This is a genomic window from Variovorax sp. P4_B11 (assembly GCF_056402355.1).
In genome coordinates this window covers 14,651-35,891 of the sequence record NZ_JBFUHO010000037.1, presented here as the reverse complement: position 1 = coordinate 35,891, position 21,241 = coordinate 14,651, and the positions used below count along the sequence as shown (strand labels likewise).

At 68.6% G+C, this 21,241-nt stretch carries 24 protein-coding genes; 14 read left to right on the top strand and 10 right to left on the bottom strand.

What is annotated here, in order from left to right; genetic code table 11:
• Positions 1–3: 3 nt before the first annotated feature.
• Complete coding sequence (coaBC, locus tag AC1DYD_RS26970) at positions 4–1,233, bottom strand: bifunctional phosphopantothenoylcysteine decarboxylase/phosphopantothenate--cysteine ligase CoaBC (protein WP_478175823.1); 1,230 nt, start codon at positions 1,231–1,233, stop codon at positions 4–6.
• Between the two features lie 190 nt (positions 1,234–1,423).
• Here coaBC and AC1DYD_RS26965 point away from each other — a divergent pair, with 190 nt between their 5' ends.
• The 9 genes from AC1DYD_RS26965 to AC1DYD_RS26925 all read left to right on the top strand — a co-directional run bounded on the left by AC1DYD_RS26965 (position 1,424) and on the right by AC1DYD_RS26925 (position 8,939).
• Positions 1,424–3,094 (top strand): CTP synthase, encoded by a 1,671-nt coding sequence (locus tag AC1DYD_RS26965; RefSeq protein WP_478175822.1) that lies wholly within the window; start codon positions 1,424–1,426, stop codon positions 3,092–3,094.
• A complete protein-coding gene (gene kdsA / locus AC1DYD_RS26960) occupies positions 3,091–3,948 on the top strand; it encodes a 3-deoxy-8-phosphooctulonate synthase (RefSeq protein ID WP_478175821.1) in 858 nt (285 codons plus the stop codon). The genes AC1DYD_RS26965 and kdsA overlap by 4 nt, the downstream gene beginning before the upstream one ends.
• A 79-nt stretch (positions 3,949–4,027) precedes the next feature.
• Positions 4,028–4,318 (top strand): DUF1330 domain-containing protein, encoded by a 291-nt coding sequence (locus AC1DYD_RS26955; protein WP_478175820.1) that lies wholly within the window; start codon positions 4,028–4,030, stop codon positions 4,316–4,318.
• Between the two features lie 160 nt (positions 4,319–4,478).
• Entirely contained in the window at positions 4,479–5,762 is a 1,284-nt protein-coding gene (gene eno / locus AC1DYD_RS26950) for a phosphopyruvate hydratase (protein WP_478175819.1), read from the top strand.
• 142 nt (positions 5,763–5,904) lie between these two features.
• Positions 5,905–6,180, top strand: coding sequence for a cell division protein FtsB (gene ftsB, locus AC1DYD_RS26945; RefSeq protein WP_478175863.1), 276 nt, complete (start codon positions 5,905–5,907; stop codon positions 6,178–6,180).
• Between the two features lie 62 nt (positions 6,181–6,242).
• Positions 6,243–6,764, top strand: coding sequence for an ATPase (locus AC1DYD_RS26940; protein ID WP_478175818.1), 522 nt, complete (start codon positions 6,243–6,245; stop codon positions 6,762–6,764).
• Complete coding sequence (locus AC1DYD_RS26935; protein ID WP_478175817.1) at positions 6,761–7,726, top strand: hypothetical protein; 966 nt, start codon at positions 6,761–6,763, stop codon at positions 7,724–7,726. The genes AC1DYD_RS26940 and AC1DYD_RS26935 overlap by 4 nt, the downstream gene beginning before the upstream one ends.
• Before the next feature lie 82 nt (positions 7,727–7,808).
• A complete protein-coding gene (locus AC1DYD_RS26930; RefSeq protein ID WP_478175816.1) occupies positions 7,809–8,399 on the top strand; it encodes an NADPH-dependent FMN reductase in 591 nt (196 codons plus the stop codon).
• 108 nt (positions 8,400–8,507) lie between these two features.
• A complete protein-coding gene (locus AC1DYD_RS26925; protein ID WP_478175815.1) occupies positions 8,508–8,939 on the top strand; it encodes a hypothetical protein in 432 nt (143 codons plus the stop codon).
• A 67-nt stretch (positions 8,940–9,006) separates the two neighbouring features.
• Here the strand turns inward: AC1DYD_RS26925 and hslO are convergent, their stop codons facing one another.
• Positions 9,007–10,005 (bottom strand): Hsp33 family molecular chaperone HslO, encoded by a 999-nt coding sequence (gene hslO / locus AC1DYD_RS26920; protein WP_478175814.1) that lies wholly within the window; start codon positions 10,003–10,005, stop codon positions 9,007–9,009.
• 23 nt (positions 10,006–10,028) lie between these two features.
• On the bottom strand, positions 10,029–10,553 hold the full coding sequence (locus AC1DYD_RS26915; protein WP_478175813.1) for a gamma carbonic anhydrase family protein: 525 nt from the start codon (positions 10,551–10,553) through the stop codon (positions 10,029–10,031).
• A gap of 40 nt (positions 10,554–10,593) precedes the next feature.
• Between AC1DYD_RS26915 and AC1DYD_RS26910 the strand changes: the two genes are divergently transcribed.
• A complete protein-coding gene (locus tag AC1DYD_RS26910; protein WP_478175812.1) occupies positions 10,594–11,397 on the top strand; it encodes a ferritin-like domain-containing protein in 804 nt (267 codons plus the stop codon).
• 6 nt (positions 11,398–11,403) lie between these two features.
• Here the strand turns inward: AC1DYD_RS26910 and AC1DYD_RS26905 are convergent, their stop codons facing one another.
• From AC1DYD_RS26905 to AC1DYD_RS26880, 6 genes are all read right to left on the bottom strand, one after another.
• Entirely contained in the window at positions 11,404–11,871 is a 468-nt protein-coding gene (locus AC1DYD_RS26905) for a MaoC family dehydratase (RefSeq protein WP_478175811.1), read from the bottom strand.
• Positions 11,872–11,903: 32 nt separating this feature from the next.
• Complete coding sequence (locus tag AC1DYD_RS26900) at positions 11,904–13,037, bottom strand: thiolase family protein (RefSeq protein WP_478175810.1); 1,134 nt, start codon at positions 13,035–13,037, stop codon at positions 11,904–11,906.
• 91 nt (positions 13,038–13,128) lie between these two features.
• The gene (locus tag AC1DYD_RS26895) at positions 13,129–13,692 is read right to left on the bottom strand and encodes a TetR/AcrR family transcriptional regulator (RefSeq protein WP_478175809.1); all 564 of its coding nucleotides are present in this window, start codon (positions 13,690–13,692) and stop codon (positions 13,129–13,131) included.
• A 41-nt stretch (positions 13,693–13,733) separates the two neighbouring features.
• Complete coding sequence (locus AC1DYD_RS26890; RefSeq protein ID WP_478175808.1) at positions 13,734–14,708, bottom strand: Bug family tripartite tricarboxylate transporter substrate binding protein; 975 nt, start codon at positions 14,706–14,708, stop codon at positions 13,734–13,736.
• Positions 14,709–14,773: 65 nt separating this feature from the next.
• On the bottom strand, positions 14,774–15,697 hold the full coding sequence (gene xerD, locus AC1DYD_RS26885; RefSeq protein WP_478175807.1) for a site-specific tyrosine recombinase XerD: 924 nt from the start codon (positions 15,695–15,697) through the stop codon (positions 14,774–14,776).
• A 145-nt stretch (positions 15,698–15,842) separates the two neighbouring features.
• Positions 15,843–16,817, bottom strand: coding sequence for a tripartite tricarboxylate transporter substrate binding protein BugE (locus tag AC1DYD_RS26880; protein WP_478175806.1), 975 nt, complete (start codon positions 16,815–16,817; stop codon positions 15,843–15,845).
• 102 nt (positions 16,818–16,919) lie between these two features.
• Here AC1DYD_RS26880 and AC1DYD_RS26875 point away from each other — a divergent pair, with 102 nt between their 5' ends.
• Positions 16,920–17,825 carry an AEC family transporter gene (locus AC1DYD_RS26875; RefSeq protein WP_478175805.1) on the top strand — a complete coding sequence of 302 codons (906 nt, stop codon included), beginning with the start codon at positions 16,920–16,922 and terminating at the stop codon, positions 17,823–17,825.
• A gap of 19 nt (positions 17,826–17,844) precedes the next feature.
• On the top strand, positions 17,845–18,273 hold the full coding sequence (locus AC1DYD_RS26870; RefSeq protein ID WP_478175804.1) for a hypothetical protein: 429 nt from the start codon (positions 17,845–17,847) through the stop codon (positions 18,271–18,273).
• On the opposite strand, the gene queG is transcribed toward AC1DYD_RS26870, so the two are convergent.
• Complete coding sequence (queG, locus tag AC1DYD_RS26865) at positions 18,260–19,330, bottom strand: tRNA epoxyqueuosine(34) reductase QueG (protein WP_478175803.1); 1,071 nt, start codon at positions 19,328–19,330, stop codon at positions 18,260–18,262. The two genes, AC1DYD_RS26870 and queG, sit on opposite strands and share 14 nt — an antisense overlap.
• On the opposite strand from queG, the gene tsaE reads away from it, so the two are divergent.
• Together tsaE and AC1DYD_RS26855 are read left to right on the top strand one after the other, a co-directional pair.
• On the top strand, positions 19,316–19,813 hold the full coding sequence (gene tsaE / locus AC1DYD_RS26860; RefSeq protein ID WP_478175802.1) for a tRNA (adenosine(37)-N6)-threonylcarbamoyltransferase complex ATPase subunit type 1 TsaE: 498 nt from the start codon (positions 19,316–19,318) through the stop codon (positions 19,811–19,813). The genes queG and tsaE overlap by 15 nt on opposite strands.
• Positions 19,810–21,234: an N-acetylmuramoyl-L-alanine amidase gene (locus AC1DYD_RS26855; RefSeq protein WP_478175801.1), complete on the top strand. Its 1,425-nt coding sequence runs from the start codon at positions 19,810–19,812 to the stop codon at positions 21,232–21,234. The genes tsaE and AC1DYD_RS26855 overlap by 4 nt, the downstream gene beginning before the upstream one ends.
• The last annotated feature ends 7 nt before the right edge of the window (positions 21,235–21,241 follow it).

Here is a 21,241-nt window from a genome sequence, read left to right as displayed (position 1 = left end):
GGTTCAGTGCGAACCGGCGGCAGGAAGGCGGGCCGCGATCTCGAGCACCAGTTCGCGCGCCAGCGTGAGCTTGGGCGCCTGGGGCAGTTCGCGCATGCCGTTGGCATCGACCAGCAGCAGGCTGTTGTGGTCCTGGCCGAAGGTCAGCGGACCGATGTTGCCGACCAGGAGCGGAATGCCCTTGCGCTCGCGCTTGGCCTTCGCGTGCTCGGCGAGATTCTCGCTTTCGGCTGCGAAGCCGACGCAGAACAGCGCGCCGGCCTTGGCGCGCGCGCTCTGGGCCACGGTCAGCAGGATGTCCTGGTTTTCGACGAAGTGCAGCACCGGCGGCTTGCCGCTGCCGTCCTTCTTGATCTTCTGTTCGCTGTGCGAGGTCGGACGCCAATCGGCGACCGCCGCGGTGGCGACGAAGATCGACGCCGCCTGCACCGCCTGCTGAGTGGCTTCGAGCATCTCCTGCGCCGACAGCACGTCGATTCGGCGCACGCCGCGTGGCGTCGGCAGATGGACAGGGCCGGCCACCAGCGTGACCTCTGCGCCGGCATCTCGCGCGGCGCGGGCAATCGCGAAACCCATCTTTCCGGAAGAATGGTTGGTGATGCCGCGGATCGGATCGAGCGCCTCGAAAGTCGGCCCGGCCGTCACGACCACCTGCTGTCCGGAGAGCACCTTGGGTTGGAATTGGGCGATGACTTCCTCGAGCAGCTGCTGCGGCTCGAGCATCCGGCCATCGCCGGTCTCGCCGCAGGCCTGCCAGCCGTTGCCCACGCCCAGCACGCGGGCGCCGTCGGCATCGACCTGGCGCAGGTTGCGCTGCGTCGCCGGATGGATCCACATCTCGCGGTTCATGGCCGGCGCGATCAGGAGCGGCACCCGCTCGGCAGGCCGCGCCAGGCACAGCAGGCTCAGCAGTTCGTCCGCGCGGCCCTGCACCAGCCGGGCGATGAAATCGGCGCTGGCCGGCGCCAGCAGGATCGCATCGGCCTCGCGGCTCAGGTTGATGTGCGGCATGTTGTTGGGCTCGCGCGCATCCCACTGCGAGCGGTAGACCGGCCGGCCCGAGAGCGCCTGCATCGTCACCGGCGTGATGAACTGCTCGGCCGCCTCGGTCATCACCACCTGCACCGTGGCGCCGGCCTTGACCAGCAGCCGGCACAGCTCGGCCGACTTGTAGCAGGCGATGCCCCCCGTGAGGCCCAGGACGATGTGTTTGCCGGCAAGTTCATGTTGCATCAGGAGAGTTTAAGGCGCCGGCAATCAGGTCCGGGGGCCGCCGCGCCGGGCCGCCCCAAGCGGCCGGCCCGCCCCCCGGTCGGGGGGAAAGGCTTCCCGACACGAAGTGCGGGAAGCCATCGGGGGGCGAGCAATTGCCCCCGCCTATAATCGACATTTCCCACTTCCCGGATCTGCGTCCGGAACTGGCATGACCAAATTCGTCTTCGTCACCGGCGGTGTGGTGTCTTCCCTGGGCAAGGGAATCGCCTCCGCCTCTCTCGCCGCCATCCTCGAATCCCGCGGCCTCAAAGTCACCCTCATCAAGCTCGATCCGTACATCAACGTCGACCCCGGCACGATGTCGCCCTTCCAGCATGGCGAGGTCTTCGTCACCGACGACGGTGCCGAGACCGACCTCGACCTCGGCCACTACGAGCGCTTCATCACGACGCGGATGCGCCGCGCCAACAACTTCACCACCGGCCAGATCTACAAGTCCGTGCTCGAAAAAGAGCGCCGCGGCGACTACCTCGGCAAGACGGTGCAGGTGATCCCGCACATCACCAACGAGATCCAGGAATACGTCAAGCGCGGCGCCGGCATCGGCACCGCCCACGAGGTCGACGTCGCGATCGTCGAGATCGGCGGCACGGTCGGCGACATCGAGTCGCTGCCCTTCCTCGAGGCGGTGCGCCAGATGAGCCTGCGCATGGGCCCGAACAACTCGGCCTTCGTTCACCTGAGCTACGTGCCCTGGATCGCCGCCGCCGGCGAGCTCAAGACCAAGCCGACCCAGCACACGGCCAAGGAACTGCGCGCCATCGGCATCCAGGCCGACGCCCTGCTGTGCCGCGCCGACCGGCCGATCCCCGACGACGAGCGGGCCAAGATCTCGCTGTTCTCGAACGTGCCCGAATGGGGCGTGATCTCGATGTGGGACGTCGACACCATCTACAAGGTGCCGCGCATGCTGCACGAGCAGGGCCTCGACGGCCTGATCTGCGACAAGCTGCGCATCAACACGCCGCCGGCCAAGCTCAAGCGCTGGGACGACCTGGTCTACGAGGTCGAGCATCCGAAGAAGGAAGTGACCATCGCGATGGTCGGCAAGTACGTCGACCTGTCGGACAGCTACAAGTCGCTCAACGAGGCGCTGCGCCACGCCGGCATGAAGAACCATGCCCGCGTGAAGATCGACTACATCGACTCCGAGACCATCACGCCGCAAGACGTGGCCCGGCTCGGCAAGTACGACGCCATCCTGGTGCCCGGCGGCTTCGGCCAGCGCGGTGTCGAGGGCAAGATCGCGGCGGCGCGCTTCGCCCGCGAGACCAAGGTGCCGTACCTGGGCATCTGCCTGGGCATGCAGGTCGCAACCATCGAATACGCACGCAACGTGGCCGGCCTCAAGAGCGCCAACAGCACCGAGTTCGACCCCGAGACGCCCACCCCCGTGATCGCCCTGATCACCGAGTGGAAGGACAACGACGGCACGGTCAAGACCCGCGACGAGAAGTCCGACCTCGGCGGCACGATGCGCCTGGGCGCCCAGAGCTCCGACGTCGCACCCGGCACCCTGGCCCACAGCATCTACGGCGATGTCGTGACCGAGCGCCACCGCCACCGCTACGAGGCCAACGTCAACTACCTGGACGAGCTGCGTCGCGCCGGCCTGGTGATCTCGGCGCTGACCCAGCGCGAGCACCTGACCGAGATCGTCGAGCTGCCGCAGGACGTGCACCCGTGGTTCATGGGCGTGCAGTTCCACCCCGAGTTCAAGTCCACGCCCTGGGGCGGTCATCCGTTGTTCAACGCATTCATCAAGGCGGCGCTCGAGCATCAGGGGGCGGACAAGAAGGCATTGAAGGTGGTGGCATGAAACTCTGCGGATTCGACATCGGGCTCACGCAGCCGTTCTTCCTGATCGCGGGGCCCTGCGTCGTCGAGTCCGAGCAGCTTCAAATGGACACCGCCGGCACGCTGAAGGAGATCACCGCCTCGCTCGGCATTCCCTTCATCTTCAAGAGCAGCTTCGACAAGGCCAACCGGTCGTCGGGCACCAGCTTCCGCGGCCCGGGTCGCGACAAGGGGCTCGAGATCCTGGCCAAGGTCAAGCGCGAACTCGGCCTGCCGGTGCTGACCGACGTGCATACGGAAGAAGACATCGCGGCCGCCGCCCAGGTGGTCGACGTGCTGCAGACGCCGGCCTTCCTGTGCCGCCAGACCGACTTCATCCGCGCCGTGGCGCAATCGGGCAAGCCGGTCAACATCAAGAAGGGCCAGTTCCTCGCGCCGCACGACATGAAGAACGTGATCGACAAGGCGCGTGCGGCAGCCAAGGAAAAGGGCCTGCCCGAAGACAGCTTCATGGCCTGCGAACGCGGCGCCAGCTTCGGCTACAACAACCTGGTCTCGGACATGCGCTCGCTGGCGATCATGCGCGAGACCGGCGCTCCCGTGGTGTTCGACGCCACGCACTCGGTGCAGCTGCCGGGCGGCCAGGGCACCAGCTCGGGCGGCCAGCGCGAGATGGTGCCGGTGCTGTCGCGGGCCGCGGTCGCGGTCGGCGTGGCGGGCCTCTTCATGGAGACCCATCCGGATCCCGCCAAGGCGCTGAGCGACGGCCCCAACGCCGTGCCGCTCAAGCACATGAGGGCGCTGCTCGAGACGCTCGTGGCGCTCGACGGCGTCACCAAGAAGAACGCATTCCTGGAGGACATCTTCCAACAATGAACAACGCAGAACCGCTTCAAGTTGCGAAGGCCCCCTCGGGGGGCAGCAAGTACACGCCAGTGACGAGCGTGGGGGCCACATGACCAGCGCCTACATCATCGCCAACGTCGAGGTCACCAACCCGGCGCAATACGAGGACTACAAGAAGTGGTCCTCCGAAGCCATGAAGACGCACGGGGCCGAAGTCTGCGTGCGCGGCGGCAAGGTCGAGGTGCTCGAGGGCGACTGGCATCCCGAGCGCATCGTGATCCTCAAGTTCCCGAGCGTCGAACAAGCGAAGAAATTCAACGACTCGCCCGAGTACGGCAAGGCGCGCGCGTCGCGCCAGGGCGCCGCGATCATGCGAATGATCGTCGTCGAAGGTATGTGACAAGCTGACCCCCAGGTTGGCTCACTTCGTGTAGCCGCCCACCCCCTTTCAGGGGGCGATGCCAGCAGCCCGGCAAAGCCGGTTCTGCGGTATCCCTGGAATGAGGCTGTGGCATTTTTGATCGCTGAGTGATTACCAGTTTTTTTCGGAGCAAGAGAAAATGAGTGCAATCGTTGACATCGTCGGGCGCGAAATCCTCGACAGCCGCGGCAACCCCACCGTCGAATGCGACGTGCTGCTCGAATCGGGCACCATGGGCCGCGCCGCCGTGCCTTCGGGCGCATCGACCGGCTCGCGCGAAGCGATCGAGCTGCGCGACGGCGACAAGGGCCGCTACCTGGGCAAGGGCGTGCTCAAGGCGGTCGAGAACATCAACACCGAGATCTCCGAGTCGGTGCTCGGCCTCGATGCCAGCGAGCAGGCCTTCCTCGACCGCACGCTGAACGACCTCGACGGCACCGAGAACAAGGCCCGACTGGGCGCCAACGCCACCCTCGCGGTGTCGATGGCCGTGGCCCGCGCCGCGGCCGAGGAATCAGGCCTGCCGCTGTACCGCTACTTCGGCGGCATGGGCGGCATGCAGCTGCCGGTGCCGATGATGAACGTCATCAACGGCGGCGCGCACGCCAACAACAGCCTGGACCTGCAGGAGTTCATGATCATCCCGGTGGGCGCCAAGAGCTTCCGCGAATCGGTGCGCTACGGTGCCGAGGTGTTCCATGCGCTGAAGAAGATCCTCGGCGACCGCGGCATCAGTACGGCGGTCGGCGACGAAGGCGGCTTCGCGCCCAGCGTCGAGAGCCATGAGGCCGCCATCCAGCTGATCCTCGAGGCCATCGACAAGGCCGGCTATGTGGCCGGCGAGCAGATCGCCCTGGGCCTCGACTGCGCCGCCAGCGAGTTCTACAAGGACGGCAAGTACGTGCTGGCCGGCGAGAACCTCAGCCTCACGGCCGAGAGCTGGACCGACATGCTGGCGAGCTGGGTCGACAAGTACCCGATCATCAGCATCGAGGACGGCATGCACGAAGGCGACTGGGACGGCTGGAAGCACCTGACCGAACGCCTCGGCAAGCGCGTGCAGCTGGTCGGCGACGACCTGTTCGTCACCAACACCAAGATCCTGCAAGAGGGCATCGACCGCGGCATCGCCAACTCGATCCTGATCAAGATCAACCAGATCGGCACCCTGACCGAGACTTTTGCCGCGATCGAGATGGCCAAGCGCGCCGGCTACACCGCCGTGATCAGCCATCGCTCGGGCGAGACCGAGGACAGCACCATCGCCGACATCGCGGTCGGCACCAACGCCGGCCAGATCAAGACCGGCTCGCTGTCGCGCTCGGACCGCATCGCCAAGTACAACCAGCTGCTGCGCATCGAGGAAGACCTCGGTGATGTCGCTTCGTACCCGGGCCTGCGCGCCTTCTACAACCTGAGATGACGTTCACCCCCAGGTTGGCCCACTTCGTGTGGCCGCCCACCCCCTCTCCGGGGGCAACACCAGCGGCCCGGCGAAGCCGGTCCCGCGGTGTTCCTGGCGAAGGCCGGGCGTCGCCGACCTGAGAATTCCGTCTTAGTTGTTTATGCGCTCACGCATCGTTCCGATCATCCTGGTCCTGTTGCTGCTGGTTCTCCAATGGCAGCTCTGGACCGGGCGCGGCAGCGTGCGCGACGTGGCGCAGCTCCAGGAGAAGCTGGCCGACCAGAAGGAAGCCAACGCCAAGGCGGCGATCGCCAACGAGCGACTGTCCTCCGAGGTCAACGACCTCAAGGAAGGGCTCGAGATGGTCGAGGAGCGGGCCCGCCAGGAGCTCGGCATGGTCAAGCCCAACGAAGTGTTCGTGCAGATCACGCACTGAGGGCGCCGGCACGCGCCGCCCGGCCGCCCGAAGGCGCTCGCACCGCAGCCGAAGGTCCTCCAATGAACCCCGCCCTTTCCACCGGCAGCACGGTCGCGCTGCTGGGCGCCGACGGCAGCGGCAAGCGCGGACTGGCCGGCGCGCTCGCGGCCCGGCTGCGACCTCATGGTGTCACCGTGGCCGACGACACCCTGCTCGGCCAGGCGGTCGCGCAAGCGCTGCTGCACGGCGACCGCTCCCTGCTCGACGACGCCCTCGCTGCGCACCGACGCCATGCCCGCACGCTGCTCGTCGGGCTCGAACCCTCCGCTGCGGACGCGCTCGGCCCGACCGCGCTGCAGCACGAGCGCGCCGACACCCTGCTGCGCGCAGCACTGGTCGGCGCCGGCCTGTCCTTTGCGGTGATCCACGGCCGGGCTGACGAGCGCCTGGCCAATGCGCTTCGCGCCTTGGGCCTCGAAGCCCCCGAAGGCCCTCGCCGGCTCGCGCGATGGGATTGCGACAAGTGCTCCGATCCGGCCTGCGAGCATCGGCTGTTCACCGATCTCGTTCGACAGCGCGTCGACGCCGGCGCCGCTTCATGAGCCACGCCGCCGCCTTGCGCCGGGTCCTCGGCGGCGCCATGGTCCTCTGGTTCTGCATTGGCGCTGCAGCCGCGCCGGCCAGCGTCACCGTCGAGAACCTGACCCGACCGACCGCCTGCGCCGAGGAAGACAACGTATCGATGGTCCTGCACGGGGCGGGCATTGCGCGCTTTCGCGTCGAGGCGCTGCAGCCCCCCTACCTCGACAGCATCCAGTCCGACAGCACTGCCCCTGATTTTTCCAATTGCAACTTCGAGGGCGGCGCCCACCCCACCGATCCGAGCTACGCCTTCAAGCCGCGCCGCGTGGTGTTTCACGACGGCAGGGACTGGCTGATCGTCGGCATCACGCTGCCCACCTTCTGGCGGCCACGTCGCGTGCTGGTCAAGGTCGGACCGCGCACCGAGGACGACATCCACCTGCTGCAGGTCTTCGCAAAGAAGGCCGGCGCCAGGCCCCTGGAAGCGCTGGTGGTGTATCCGACCGACGGCTACTGGCGCCTCAAGCCGCTGCCGCTCGCGCGCTTTGGCGACGGCGTGTACGGCTCCTCAATCCTGATGGGCCCGGTCGAGACGGACGGCCGGCCGGTGGTGAACATCGACGCGATCGAGGTCCGGACGAAGCCCCTCGCCCTCCGCCTGCGTTTCGCCGGCGGCGGCGGCGCCGAGGTGAAGGCCGCGGAGATCAGCGCGACCCGCACCGCGCTCGATGTCTCGCTGAAGCCGCCCACACGCCGCGATCAGCCCTTCGCGGCTCTGCGCTCGATGTACGTGGCTGCCGACAACGCGGACGTGAGCGCGCTGAGCTGGCAAGCCACGCCCGGTTCGGCCCCGCAAGACCAGGATCTGCCCTCGGTGCGCACGCTCGAGGCGATGCAGCTGCGCTTCGGCCGGACCGTGCCGTCGCGGCACAACACGAGCGCACCGGACATCCGGTTCAGCGGCTTCGAAACCCGCCCCTGACATCGGCCGCCGCCGCGGCCCTCGACGAGGCCGGTCCGATTGGGCAACACTGCGTGTTTGCATGGTGGAAGGAGAAGCAGCGATGAGCGACAGGATTCTGGTGTTCTATGGCTCGTACCGGTCGGACCGGATGGGCATCCGCCTCGCGGACTACCTGGTCGCCGGCCTCGGGACCCGAGGCGCCGAAGCCGAACTGGTGGACGCCAAGGCGGTCGACCTGCCCATGCTCGACCGCATGTACAAGGAATATCCCAAGGGCGGCGCCCCCGCACGCCTGGAAGCCCTGGCTGAGAAGATCCGCAGTGCCGATGCCTTCGTCTTCGTGACCGGCGAATACAACTGGGGTCCACAACCCGGACTGAAGAACCTGACCGATCACTTCCTCGAGGAGTGGTTCTGGCGCCCGGCCGCCGTCGCCAGTTATTCGGCCGGCCGTTTCTCGGGGGTGCGCTCGGGCACGGTGTGGCACTCCATCCTGTCGGAGATGGGCATGGTGGTCGTCTCGAGCACGCTCGCGGTCGGCCCGATCTCCCAGACCCTGGACGCAGATGCAAGACCGACCGGCAGCGCGGGCGAAGCGCTCGAACGCGCGTTCGGGCGCTTCGCCGACGACCTGGCCTGGTGGACCGAGGCGGCGCGAGCGCAGCGAGCGCGCAAGGCACCGCCCTACTAGGGCCCGTCAACGTGGCAGTACGTCACAAAACGTCACGCGAGTCCACCAAGTCAGCGGCTGAAGCGTTTGGAATCTCGTAGGCGCTTTCGCCTGCTTCCGGAGACATCCTTGACCTTTCATCGCGCTGCGTTCGCCAAATGGGCTGGTTCGGCCGCCGTTGCTGCCGCTGCCCTCTCGCTGGGCGCGGCCGCCCATGCCGAGGTGAACTTTTCCATCGGCGTCGGCGGACCGGTCTACGAAGAGCCGGCACCCGTTTACGTGAATCCGCCGCCGGTCTATTACCAGCCGGCACCGCCCGTGTACTACGAGCCTGCGCCTCCGGCGTACTACCCGGCGCCGCCGCCCGGCTACTACCGTCCGGCGCAACCCTACTATGCGCCCCCGCCGGTCGGCTACGGACCCCAGTACTGGCAGGGCGCGCCATCCAGGGAACGGCCGCGGCTCAGCGACATGCAGCAGCGCGCCCTTGACAACTGCAGCCTGCTGGCCCCGCGCGAACAGGGCCGCTGCCGGGCGACGGTCATGTCGACCGTGCGTTGAACGCGCGACCCGGTACATCGGTGCTGCCTGGCCGCCCGTCCGCGGACGGGTGCGGCGCAGGCGCCTGTCACTGAACCACCGCGCTCCCGGGCATCTGGTCCCCCGGCGCCGTGAAGATCTGCGCCGCATCGACGGCGTCGAAGCGGTACTGCTTGCCGCAAAAGTCGCAGCCGACCTCGATGTCGCCGCGCTCGACGAGGATGCCCTCGGCTTCCTCCTGGCCAAGACCGCGGATCATGTTCGCCACCCGGCTGCGGCCGCAGGTACAGGCGAAGTGCGGCCCCAGCAGGCCGGCCTGCGGCTCGAAGCGCAGCAGCTTCTCTTCCCAGAACAGGCGCCGCAGGATGGTGTCGACGTCGAGCGTCAGCAATTCGTCCTTGGTCAGGCTCGAGGCCAGGATCGCAATGCGGTTGTAGTCCTCGTTGCGGCCGATCTGGTCCTCGTTGGCCTGGTCGTGGTCGCTGCCCGAGCTGCCTGCGAGGTTGGCCTCGCCCTTGACCGGCAGGCGCTGGATCAGCAGTCCCGCGGCCACCTTGTCGTTGGCGGCCAGCACCAGCGTGGTGTCGAGCTGCTCGCTCTGCAGCATGTAGTGCTGCAGCACCTCGTTGAGGCGCCCGAGCTTCTCCCCGCGGTCACCGAACAGCGGCACCACGCCCTGGTACGGCTGCTGGCCCGGCAGCTTGTCCTTGGGGTCGAGGGTGATCGCGCAGCGGCCCTTGTTGCCGACGTTCACCATGTCGGGCAGGCGCGCGTCGGCCGGCAGCGGGCCCGACACCTTGGCCGTGGCGCGCAGGCTCAAGTCGGGCTTGGCCTCGGCGACCGCGATCTTGACCGGACCGTCGCCGAAGATCTGCAGGATCAGCGCGCCATTGAACTTGATGTTGGCCTGCATCAGCGTGGCCGCGGCCGTCATCTCGCCGAGCAACTCGGCCACCGGAGGCGGATAGGCGCCGGTGGTGCTGTTGGACGCGCGCCGCGCCAGGATCTCCTGCCAGGCATCGGTCAGGCGCACGATCATGCCGCGCACCGGCACGCCGTCGAACAGGAACTTGTGCAACTCGCTCAATGGGAACTCGCTCTCCCGCCTTCTCAGGCGATTTTCTTCAGGCCCTTCGCGAAGCGACGGCCATTGTCTACATAGTGCTCGGCGCTCTGCCGCAGCTTGGCGGCGGCCGCATCGTCGAGCGTGCGCACCACCTTGGCCGGCGAGCCGATGATGAGCGAGTTGTCGGGAAACTCCTTGCCTTCGGTCACGACGCTGCCGGCGCCAACGATCGAATTGCGGCCGATCTTCGCGTTATTCAAGACCACCGCCTGAATGCCGATCAGCGAGTTGTCGCCCACCGTGCAGCCGTGCAGCATGACCTGGTGGCCGACCGTGACGTTCTCGCCCAGGGTCAGCGGGCAGCCGAGGTCGGCATGCAGCACCGACAGATCCTGGACGTTGCTGTTGCGGCCGATGGTCAGCGCCTCGGTGTCGCCGCGCAGCACGGCCCCGAACCAGACGCTGGCGTTCTCGCCCAGCACCACGTTGCCGATGACCTGCGCGCTGTCGGCGACCCAGGCACCATCGGCCAGTTGCGGCGCCACGCCGTCGAGTTCGTAGAGGGCCATCGCGAGTGTCTCCAAAGGAACGAAAACTAGAATTGTAGGGATGCATCCCCGTCTTCGCGCCCTGGCCGCGCTGCGCCTCGCCGATCCCGATCTCAAGGTGGCCGCCACGCGGGCGCTGGTCTCGGACCTCGGGCCGGGAGCGATCGCGGGCCCGCCGCTGCGCGTGGCCGGCGACGACGACGGCGTGCCGGGTCGGCCCGAGCGCCCGCTGCGGGTGTCGGCGACCGCGGTAGAAAAGCGCTCGCCCTTCACGCCCGAAGGCCGGGCGGCGCTGATTCATTCGATCTGCCACATCGAGTTCAATGCGATCAACCTCGCGCTCGATGCCGCCTGGCGCTACGACGGCATGCCCGAGGCCTATTACCGCGACTGGCTGCGCGTGGCCGACGAGGAGGCGCTGCACTTCACACTGCTGCATGAGCACCTGCAGGCGATGGGCCACCGCTACGGCGACTTCAGCGGCCACGACGGCCTGTGGTCGATGTGCGAGAAGACCCGGGACGACATCGTGGCGCGCATGGCCCTGGTGCCGCGCACGCTGGAGGCGCGCGGGCTGGACGCGACGCCGCTGATCCAGGCCAAGCTGCGTCGCGTCGGCACGCCCGATGCGCTGGCCGCCTGCGACATCCTCGACATCATCCTGCGCGACGAGGTCGGCCACGTGGCGATCGGCAACCGCTGGTACCGCTGGCTGTGCGCGCGCGACGGCCTCGATCCGATCGCCCACTACCGCCTGCTCTACCGGCGACACGAGGCGCCGCGGCTGCGCGCGCCCTTCAATCTCGAGGCCCGGGCCCTGGCCGGCTTCACCGCCGAAGAACTGCTGAGCCTGCAGCAGGGCTGAGCGCGCCTACGAGGGCCGCTTCGACACCACCAGCTTCGGCGAGAAGCGCTGCAGCACGTCGCCGTGCTGGTTGAGGGTCTCGCAGCGCATCCGCACCATGCCGCGCTCGGGCCGCGAGCGCGAAGGGATCACCTCCACCACCTCGCTCTCGACATGCAGCACGTCGCCCGGCCGGGTCGGCTTCGGCCAGCTGAGTTCGCCGCCCGATCCGATGACGCCGTCGGCCAGCGGAAGGCCACTTTCGACCAGCAGCTTCATCGTGATCGCCGCCGTGTGCCAGCCGCTGGCGGCGAGGCCCTGGAAGAAGGTGCGCTGGGCCGCCTCCGGGTCGAGGTGGAAGGGTTGGGGATCGAAGCGGGTCGCGAAGTCGATGATCTGCGCCGCGTCGAGCGCATGCTCGCCGCTCGTGAAGCGGTCGCCGGGCGCGAGGTCTTCGAGGTACAGCCTCGGCTCGGAGGCACTGGATTCGGACATGGGGATCTCCGCGGTCGTCGAGTGAGCCATTGTCAGGCGCGCTCGAGGATGGTCGCAATGCCCTGACCGCCGCCGATGCATTGGGTCGCCAGCGCATAGCGCCCGTTCTCGCGCACCAGCAGCGAGGCCGCCTTGCCCGTGATGCGGGCGCCCGTGGCGCCCAGGGGATGGCCGATCGACAGGCCGCCGCCATCGAGGTTGACCGTGGCCGGATCGAGCCCGAACTCGCGGATGCAGGCCAGCGCCTGCGACGAGAAGGCCTCGTTGATCTCGACCACGTCGAGGTCGGCCACGGCCAGGCCGGCGCGCGCCAGCGCCTTGCGCGTGGCCGGGATCGGGCCGATGCCCATCACGGCGGGGTCGACGCCCACCGAGGCGAAGGACTTGATGCGCGCCAGCGCCTGCAGGCCGTGCCGGGCGGCGAAGGCGTCGCTGGTGACCAGCACGGCCGCCGCGCCGTCCGTCAGCGGCGACGAGGTCCCGGCGGTCACCACGCCATCGGGCCGGAACGCGGGCCGCAGGGCAGCCAGCGCTTGCGCCGAGGTACTCGGGCGGATGCAGCCATCGGCCGTGACGCTGTCGCCGCCGGGCAATGCGATCGCGATGATCTCGTCCGCCAACCGCCCCTGCGCGCGCGCCTCGGCCGCCTTGCGGTGCGACTGCACGGCGAGCGCCTCCTGGTCGGCGCGGCTCACGTTCCAGCGTTCGGCGACGTTCTCCGCGGTCTCGCCCATCGAGATGTAGGCGTCGGAGTCGGCCAGCAGTTCGGGGTTGGGCGAGAAGTTGAAGCCGCCCTGCGGCACCATCGTCATCGACTCCACGCCGACGCACAGGAACGCCTCGCCCATCCCGGCCTCGATCTGCGCCGCCGCGATGTGCACCGCCTGCATCGACGAGCCGCAGAAGCGGTTGACCGTCATGCCGCCGACCGCGTGCGGCAGCCCGGCCAGCAGGCCGACGATGCGCGCCAGGTTGTTGCCCTGCGCCGCCTCGGGGTAGGCGCAGCCGAGGATCAGGTCCTCGATCAGCGCCGGATCGAGATCGCTGCGCTTCAACAGGCCGCTGACCACCTGCGCGGCCAGCGTGTCAGGGCGGACCTCGGCCAGGGCGCCTTTTTTCGCGAAATGGAACGGGGAACGGGCGTAGCCGGCGATGACTGCTTTCATGGGTCTTTCTCCAAATGACTACCAACCAATCGGTAGTTTTACTTTGCCAAAAAATGGCACGCCAAGGCATGCCGCGGAAAGCCTGCGCGACTCAGCGTGCGAGCGACTTCTTCAGCTGCTCGATGGCCTCGTCGAAATCCTCCGCCTGCCCGGTCATGCGCGCCGACAGCAGCGCACCCTGGCAGGCAGCAAACACGTAGGCGGCGGTTGCACCGACCTTGCCACCGGGCGTCAGGGCGCCGAGCACGCCGCCCAGCCACAGGATCTGCGTGTTGCGCAGATCGCGCACGGCCCGCCGCAAGTCCTCGTCGATGCAGTCCCAGCCTGGCGCCAGCGCACCCGCGGGGCAAACGCCCTCGCCCGCGTGCAGGCCGTTGCGGTACATCCTGAAGTAGGCATCGAGCGCAGCCTGCGGCGCGCGCGGCTTGGCGGCCGTCCAGTCCTTGAAGGCCTGGGCCGCAGCACGCAGCACCTCCACGCCCAGCGCCTCCTTGGTCGGGAAGTGGTGGTACAGGCTGGCCTTGCGGATCCCGACCTGGTCGGCCACGTCCTGAAAGCTGAAACCGAGGTAGGAGCGGGTCTGGATCAGTTCGCGCGCCACCCGCAGGATCTGTTCGCGGGTGGTGGCGCCGGCCAGGGTGTTGGCTGCAATCATCTACCTACTATATGGTAGGTAACCGCCGAGGTCAAGCGCACTCAATCCGGCTTGATGCCGGCGGCCTTCACGATCCGCCCGTTGTTCTCGTACTCGCTCGCGATCTCGTCGGCAAAGGCATCGGCCCGACCGCCGGTCGGAACGTTGTCGGTGGCCAGCAGCTTGGCGCGCAGGTCGGGGCTGGCCAGCGCCTTGTTGATCTCGGCGTTGTACTTCTCGATCAGGATGGCCGGCGTGCCGGCCGGCGCGAAGACGCCGAACTGCGAGGACAGGTTGGCTGCCGGGAAGCCCAGCTCGGCCAGCGTCGCCACCTTGGGCAGGCTGTCGAGCCGCGCCGGCGCGCCGACCGCCAGCGGGCGCAGCTTGCCGGCCTGGATCTGGGCCGAAACGGTCGGCCCCGCATTGATCGACAGCACTTCGAACTGGCCGCCGAGCGCATCGTTGAGCTGCTGGCCGCCGCCCTTGTACGGAATGTGCGTGATGTCGACCTTGGCGGCCGAACGCAGCTGCTCCAGCACGATGTGGCCGAGCGAGGCCTGGCCCGAGGTGGCCCAGCGCACCGCGCCGGGGCGCGCCCGGGCGTCGTCGAGCAGGCTGCGCAGGTCGCGGGTGCCGGTCGCCGGTGTCGCCATCAGGAGCACCGGCGAATACATCACGCTCGCGACCGGCGCGATGTCCTTCAGCGGATCGAAGGGCGAGCGGCCCAGGTGCGGATTCAGCACCAGCGGGCTGATGGCCGAGAAGCCCAGCGTGGCGCCGTCGGGCACTGCCTTGGCCACCGCATCCATGCCGATGGTGCCGCTGGCGCCGGCCTTGTTCTCGACCACCAGCGTGCTGCCCAGCTGCGCCGAGAGCTTGTCGGCCAGGGCCCGCGCCACCACGTCGCTGACGCCGCCCGAGGGATAGGCGACCACCAGCCGGATGGTCTTCGGCACCACCTGGGCCGAAGCCGCGGCGCTCAGCAAGACGAGGCCGAGGGCGGCGGCGAGGGCACGTGGGCGGACGTTCAAGGGCATCGACGCGACTCCTGATTTCAATGGTCAATGCCGGCATTCTGCCGCCGCAGGCGTTTCGGGGGAGTTCACCCTCTCGGATGATGCTTCGCGTGCATCTGCTTGAGCCGTTCGCGGGCCACGTGGGTGTAGATGGTGGTGGTCGAGATGTCGGCATGGCCCAGCAGCAGCTGCACTGCGCGCAGGTCGGCGCCATGGTTCAGCAGATGGGTCGCGAAGGCATGGCGCAGCGTGTGGGGCGACAGCGGCACGTGGATGCCGGCGGCCAGCGCGTTCTTCTTGACGATGACCCAGAACATCACGCGGGTCATGCCGGCGCCGCGCGCGGTGACGAACAGGTCGGGCGTCTGCTGGCCGTCGAGGATCAGCGGCCGCGCATCCTCCAGGTAGCGCTCGATCCAGCGCCGCGCCTCGCCGCCGAAGGGCACCAGCCGCTCCTTGCTGCCCTTGCCCAGGACCCGGATCACGCCATCGTTCAGGCTCATCTCGAAGACCTTGAGCGCGACCAGTTCGCTGACCCGCAGGCCGCTCGCATACATCAGCTCGAGCATCGCGCGGTCGCGCAGGCCCAGCGGCGTATCGACGTCGGGCGCGGCCAGCAGGTCGTCGACCTGCTTCTCCGACAGGGTCTTGATCGCACGCGGCATCTGCCGCGCGGGCGCCAGGCGCAGGCTCGGGTCGGCGGCGATACGCTGCTCGCGCAGGGCCCAGCGGTAGTAGCGCTTGAACACCGTGAGCCGGCGGTTGGCGGAGGTTGCCTTGCCCTTGTCGGACAGGCGCGCGCCCATGTAGGCCTGCAGGTCGCTCTCCAGGGCGCCGTTCAGGGGTTTGCTGCGCTGAACGTGCAGCCATTGGGCGAACAACGCGAGATCGCGGCGGTAGGCCGCCAGCGTGTTCTTCGACAGGCCGTCCTCGAGCCACAGCGCATCGACGAAGTCGTCGATCCCGGGCGCGTCGGGGGCATCGGGGAGCGTATCGGCGGCAACTGTCATGCGCCGCAAGATAGCAAAAAGGCCGGCGCAGCCCGGCCCGTTGGTGAAACACCGCGGAACCGGCTTTGCCGGGCCGCTGGTGTTGCCCCCGGCAGGGGGTGGGCGCCCGGACACGAAGTGCCGGGCAACCTGGGGGCGAGCGAGATCAATCCAGCTGCAGCTTCTGCTTGGCCACGACCTGCTTGTAGACCTGGTACTCGGCCTTGATCTGGGCCGCGAACTGCTCGGGCGTGTTGGCCACGATCAGCGAGCCGGTGTCCTCGATGCGCTTGCGCACCGCCGGATCCTCGAGCGACTTCTTGACGCCGGCGTTGACCTTGTCGACCACGTCCTTCGGCAGGCCCTTGGGACCCAGGATGCCGTAGTAGGCCATCCGGTTGACCGGCTCGAGGCCGACTTCCTTGAAGGTCGGCACGTTCGGCAAGGCGGCCAGGCGCTGCGGCGCCGACACCACGATCGGCACCAGCTTGCCGGTCTGGATGAAGGGCAGCGCCGACGGGATGTTGTCGAAGATGATCGCCACCTGGCCGGCCACCACGTCGTTCAGCGCCGGGCCGGCGCCGCGGTACGGGATGTGGGTCACGTAGGTGTTGGTGAGGCTCTTGTACAACTCCATCAGCAGGTGGCCGATGCCGCCGGTGCCCGACGAGGCATACGAGTACTTGCCCGGGTTCTTCTTCAGTTCGGCGACGAACTCGGCGTAGTTCTTGGCCGGGAAGCTCGGGTGCACGGCGATGATGTTCGGCGTCGCCGCGATGTTCACGATCGGCGTGAAGTCGTTGACCGGGTCGTAGGGCACCTTCGGGTTGATGGCCGGATTGGCGGCGGTGCTCGACACCGTCGCGACACCCAGCTTGTAGCCGTCGGGTGTGGCTCGCGCTGTTTCAGCAGCACCCACGATGCCGCCGCCGCCCGCCTTGTTGATCACGATCACGCTCTGGCCCAGCGCCTTGCCGAGCGGCTCGGAGATGACGCGCGCCACGATGTCCGTGGTTCCCCCGGGCGCGAACGGCACTTGCAGTTCCACCGGCCTGTTGGGGTAACCCTGCGCCCAGCTGGACCCCGCGACCGCGAACAGCGCGGCAGCGGCGGCGAGCGCCCTCCATTGACGACCTTGCATTGACAGCCTCCTCGGGCCAAGAAACGAAAGTGCGGATGCTAACGGGTGACCCCCACCCACACCACGTGGATAACCCATGGTGCGGACGGATATCCTCGACGCGTGAACTATGCCCAGCTTCTCTTCCCCGACTTCTCCCTCATCGCCTGCGGCTGGCTGCTGTGCCGCTACACGCCGCTGGACCGGCGCGTGTGGGACCAGGTCGAGGCCCTGGTGTACTACTTCCTTTTTCCAGTGCTGCTGTTCCACTCGATCGTGCGCAGCCCGCTCGACTTCGGCGCCACCTCGAACCTGCTGACCGCCGGTGTCGGCGTCGGGCTTTGCGGCATCGCGCTCGCCTACGCCCTGCCCTTCCTGCCGGGCATCGGGCCGCACATCGACCGCCGCGACCACGCGGCCAGCGCGCAGATCGCCTTTCGCTTCAATTCCTTCATCTGCCTGGCGCTGGCCGACCGGATCGCCGGGCCTGCGGGCCTCCTGATGATCGCGGTGCTGATCGGCGTCTGCGTGCCGATGTTCAACATCGCTGCGGTCTGGCCCATGACCCGCCACGCGCAGACCGGCCTGGCGCGCCAGCTGCTGCGCAATCCGCTGATCATCGCCACCGTGACCGGGCTGGTTGCCAACCTGCTCGGGCTGGGAGTGCCGCGCTGGCTCGAGCCGACGCTGACGCGCATCGGCGCGGCATCGCTGGCGCTGGGCCTGATGGCCGCCGGTGCCGGCATGCAGTTCGCGACCATCGCGCGCGGCAAAGTGCTGGCGGTGTCGGTGCTGACGATCCGGCACCTGCTGCTGCCGCTGATCGGCTGGGGCCTGGCGGAGGTGCTGCAGCTGCATCCGGCCCAGGCCGCCGTGCTGATGACCTTCGCCGCAGTCCCGACGGCGTCGAGCGCCTACGTGCTGGCGGCACGCATGGGCTACAACGGCCCCTATGTCGCGGGGCTGGTGACGCTGTCGACCTTGCTCGGCGTGGCCAGCCTGCCCTTCGCGCTGGCGCTCATCCGCTAGGACCCGCTACCATGCAACGATGCGCTACTCCCTGCTGGTTGCTGTCGCCGCATCGTCATGGACGATGGCCGCGCAGGCGCAGGAGTACACGCGCTACCAGGGCGGATGGAGCGGCTCCTTCCTGTTCTATGTCGCGCAGCAGGACACCGGCGCCCAGGGGCCGGCGGAAGTGTTCCCCGGGACCTTGCAGATCGAGGTCGACGGCACGGTGCGAGGCGCAGTGCCCGAGGCGGCCTGCACGCTGGCAGGCTCGAGCATGGACTACATCACGCCGGCCAATGCCTCGATCGACCTGGTGGCGAGCGGCTGCCGCGATGGGCGCTTCAACGGCCATTTCGTCGGCAAGCTGATCAGCAATCCGCAGCTGAAATACGCGTCGATCCGGCTCAGTTCGATGCGCTCGCTGGACACCGGCACCGCCCAGATCTCGGCCATCATCCGGCGTTGACGGCCAGCGCCCATTCGACGTGCTCGCGCACCAGCGCGCTGGCGTCGGCGCTGCGCGTGACCAATGCCGAACGGGCGAGCGGATCGCCGGCGCGCAGCGCATTGCCCAGCGCCACCGCCACGTTGCGCAGCCAGCGTTCGTGGCCGATGCGGCGGATCGGGCTGCCCTCGGTGAAGCGCAGGAAGTCGGCCTCGGTCCAGGCGAACAGCTCGCCGAGCTGGCGGCCCGTGAGTCCGTCGCGGGCGTCGAAATCCGGCAGCGCGCTCTTCTTCGCGAACTTGTTCCAGGGGCAGACGAGCTGGCAATCGTCGCAGCCGTAGATGCGGTTGCCGATCAGGGGGCGCAGCTCGAGCGGGATCGGCCCGGCATGCTCGATTGTCAGGTAGGAGATGCAGCGCCGCGCATCGAGCCGATGCGGCGCGACGATCGCGCCCGTCGGGCAGATGTCGATGCAGGCGCTGCAGCTGCCGCAGTGCGGCGTCACCGGCTCGCTGGGCGGCAAGGCCATGTCGACGTAGATCTCGCCGAGGAAGAACATCGAGCCGGCCTCGCGGTCGAGCACCAGCGTGTGCTTGCCGCGCCAGCCCTGGCCGCTGCGCGAGGCCAGCTCGGCCTCCAGCACCGGCGCCGAATCGGTGAAGGCGCGATGACCGAAGGGCCCGACCTCGGCGGCGATCCGCTCGGCCAGCTTCGCCAGTCGCGAGCGCAGTACCTTGTGGTAGTCGCGGCCGCGGGCATAGAGCGAGACGACGCCTTCGCCGGGCCGCCCGAGCCGCGCGAACTCGACCGCCTGCCAGCCGTCCGGCGTGGCGCGCGGCAGGTAGTCCATGCGCGCCGTGATCACCGACACCGTGCCCGGCACCAGCTCGGCCGGCCGTGCCCGGCGCGTGCCGTGCGCGGCCATGTAGTGCATCTCGCCATGGAAGCCTTCGGCCAGCCATCGCATCAATCCGGGCTCGGCGCTCGACAGGTCGACACCGGCGATGCCGATTTGGGAGAATCCGAGCTCCCGGGCCAAGGCCTGAATCCTGTTGACGAGTTGATGGCTGCCGATCACCTGCCGATTGTAGAAACGCACAGCGCGAAGAAGCTCTGGCGCACCGAGGCCGATTGCGAGGCCCTGGCGCAGGCGCTGGCGCGTTCGCCGGCGCTGCGCGATGCCTTCATCGCCTTGCAGGGCGACCTCGGCGCCGGCAAGACCACTTTCGTGCGGCACCTGCTGCGCGCCCTCGGCATCGCCGGGCGCATCAAGAGCCCGACCTATGCGGTGGTGGAGCCGCACGAGGCGCCCGACGGGCTGGCGATCTTCCATTTCGACTTCTATCGTTTCAGCGATCCGCGCGAATGGGAAGATGCCGGCTTCCGCGACATCTTCGCGGGTCCCGGCCTGAAGCTGGCCGAATGGCCAGAGAACGCGGCGGGGCGCATTCCGCTTGCCGACCTCGCTATTAAAATCGAAGCAATGACCGACGACACCCGCATCGTGACGCTGCGTGCCCAATCCGAGCGAGGCACGCGCCTGCTCGCCGACGCCGCATGAAGGCGACCGGACTGAAGCGCCGCGTGCTGCTGCAGGGCGGCAGCATCGCGCTGCTGCTGGGCCTGCACGAGATCGCCCGTGGCGCCACCATCATGGCGGTGCGCGTCTGGCCGGCCGCCGACTACACCCGCGTCACGATCGAATCCGACGGCCGGCTCAGCTCGCAGCAGCTGGTGGTCGGCAGCCCGCCGCGGCTGGCGGTCGATATCAACGGCATCGAGCTCAACCCGGCCCTGCGCGAGCTGGTCGGCAAGATCAAGCCCGACGACCCCTTCATCAACGGCCTGCGCGTAGGCCAGTTCGCGCCCGGCGTGGTGCGCATCGTGTTCGACCTCAAGCAGGCGGTGGCGCCGCAGGTGTTCTCGCTGGCACCGGTGGCGGCCTACCGCGACCGGCTGGTGCTCGACCTGTATCCGCAGCAGGCGATCGATCCGCTCGAGGCTCTGATCACCGAGCGCATGCGCGAAGCGCCCAGGGCCCCGGCTGCCCCGACCGCTTCAGCGCCCGCGCCAGGAGCGGCCGATCCGCTCGGCGAACTGATGGCGCAACAGGCCGCGCGGCCTCCGGTCTCGGTCAGCCAGGCCAATCGGCCGTCGGCACCGGTCGGCCCGCTGCCGATGCCGATGCCGCCGCCGGCCGGCCCGCCGCCAACGGCACCGGCCGTCGCCGGCAACGGCGCGACCTCGAGCCAGACCGACCGCATCATCATCGTCGCACTCGATCCGGGCCATGGCGGCGAGGACCCCGGCGCGATCGGATCGAACGGCACGCGCGAGAAGGACATCGTGTTGCAGATCGCGCATCGCCTGCGCAGCCGTATCAACGCCAGCAGCGTCAACGGCAACCCGATGCGCGCCTACCTCACGCGCGACGCCGACTTCTTCGTGCCGCTGGGCGTGCGCGTGCAGAAGGCGCGCCGGGTGCAGGCCGACCTGTTCGTCAGCATCCACGCCGACGCCTTCACCACCCCCGAGGCCCGCGGCGCCAGCGTCTTCGCGCTGAGCCAGGGCGGCGCCTCGAGCAGCGCCGCGCGCTGGCTCGCCAACAAGGAGAACCAGGCCGACAAGGTCGGCGGCGTGAACGTCGGCAACCACGAGGTGCAGGTGCAGCGCGCGCTGCTCGACATGAGCACCACGGCGCAGATCAACGACAGCATGAAGCTCGGCGGCGCGATGCTCGGCGAGATCCGCGGCATCGGCGCGCGGCTGCACAAGCCGCAGGTCGAGCAGGCCGGCTTCGCGGTGCTGAAGGCACCCGACATTCCGAGCGTGCTGGTCGAGACCGCCTTCATCAGCAACCCCGAGGAAGAAGCCAAGCTGCGCAGCACGGCCTACCAGGAAGACCTGGCGGATGCGCTGATGCGCGGCATCCAGCGCTACTTCGCGCAGAACCCGCCGCTGGCGCGCAGCCGGCAGCTGTAGCGCGGCC

Coding starts and splice junctions, on each gene's coding strand:
- coaBC (WP_478175823.1), bottom strand. CDS start 1,233: ATGCAACATGAACTTGCCGGCAAACACATCGTCCTGGGCCTCACGGGG.
- AC1DYD_RS26965 (WP_478175822.1), top strand. CDS start 1,424: ATGACCAAATTCGTCTTCGTCACCGGCGGTGTGGTGTCTTCCCTGGGC.
- kdsA (WP_478175821.1), top strand. CDS start 3,091: ATGAAACTCTGCGGATTCGACATCGGGCTCACGCAGCCGTTCTTCCTG.
- AC1DYD_RS26955 (WP_478175820.1), top strand. CDS start 4,028: ATGACCAGCGCCTACATCATCGCCAACGTCGAGGTCACCAACCCGGCG.
- eno (WP_478175819.1), top strand. CDS start 4,479: ATGAGTGCAATCGTTGACATCGTCGGGCGCGAAATCCTCGACAGCCGC.
- ftsB (WP_478175863.1), top strand. CDS start 5,905: ATGCGCTCACGCATCGTTCCGATCATCCTGGTCCTGTTGCTGCTGGTT.
- AC1DYD_RS26940 (WP_478175818.1), top strand. CDS start 6,243: ATGAACCCCGCCCTTTCCACCGGCAGCACGGTCGCGCTGCTGGGCGCC.
- AC1DYD_RS26935 (WP_478175817.1), top strand. CDS start 6,761: ATGAGCCACGCCGCCGCCTTGCGCCGGGTCCTCGGCGGCGCCATGGTC.
- AC1DYD_RS26930 (WP_478175816.1), top strand. CDS start 7,809: ATGAGCGACAGGATTCTGGTGTTCTATGGCTCGTACCGGTCGGACCGG.
- AC1DYD_RS26915 (WP_478175813.1), bottom strand. CDS start 10,553: ATGGCCCTCTACGAACTCGACGGCGTGGCGCCGCAACTGGCCGATGGT.
- AC1DYD_RS26910 (WP_478175812.1), top strand. CDS start 10,594: ATGCATCCCCGTCTTCGCGCCCTGGCCGCGCTGCGCCTCGCCGATCCC.
- AC1DYD_RS26905 (WP_478175811.1), bottom strand. CDS start 11,871: ATGTCCGAATCCAGTGCCTCCGAGCCGAGGCTGTACCTCGAAGACCTC.
- AC1DYD_RS26900 (WP_478175810.1), bottom strand. CDS start 13,037: ATGAAAGCAGTCATCGCCGGCTACGCCCGTTCCCCGTTCCATTTCGCG.
- AC1DYD_RS26895 (WP_478175809.1), bottom strand. CDS start 13,692: ATGATTGCAGCCAACACCCTGGCCGGCGCCACCACCCGCGAACAGATC.
- AC1DYD_RS26890 (WP_478175808.1), bottom strand. CDS start 14,708: ATGCCCTTGAACGTCCGCCCACGTGCCCTCGCCGCCGCCCTCGGCCTC.
- xerD (WP_478175807.1), bottom strand. CDS start 15,697: ATGACAGTTGCCGCCGATACGCTCCCCGATGCCCCCGACGCGCCCGGG.
- AC1DYD_RS26880 (WP_478175806.1), bottom strand. CDS start 16,817: ATGCAAGGTCGTCAATGGAGGGCGCTCGCCGCCGCTGCCGCGCTGTTC.
- AC1DYD_RS26870 (WP_478175804.1), top strand. CDS start 17,845: ATGCGCTACTCCCTGCTGGTTGCTGTCGCCGCATCGTCATGGACGATG.
- tsaE (WP_478175802.1), top strand. CDS start 19,316: ATGGCTGCCGATCACCTGCCGATTGTAGAAACGCACAGCGCGAAGAAG.
- AC1DYD_RS26855 (WP_478175801.1), top strand. CDS start 19,810: ATGAAGGCGACCGGACTGAAGCGCCGCGTGCTGCTGCAGGGCGGCAGC.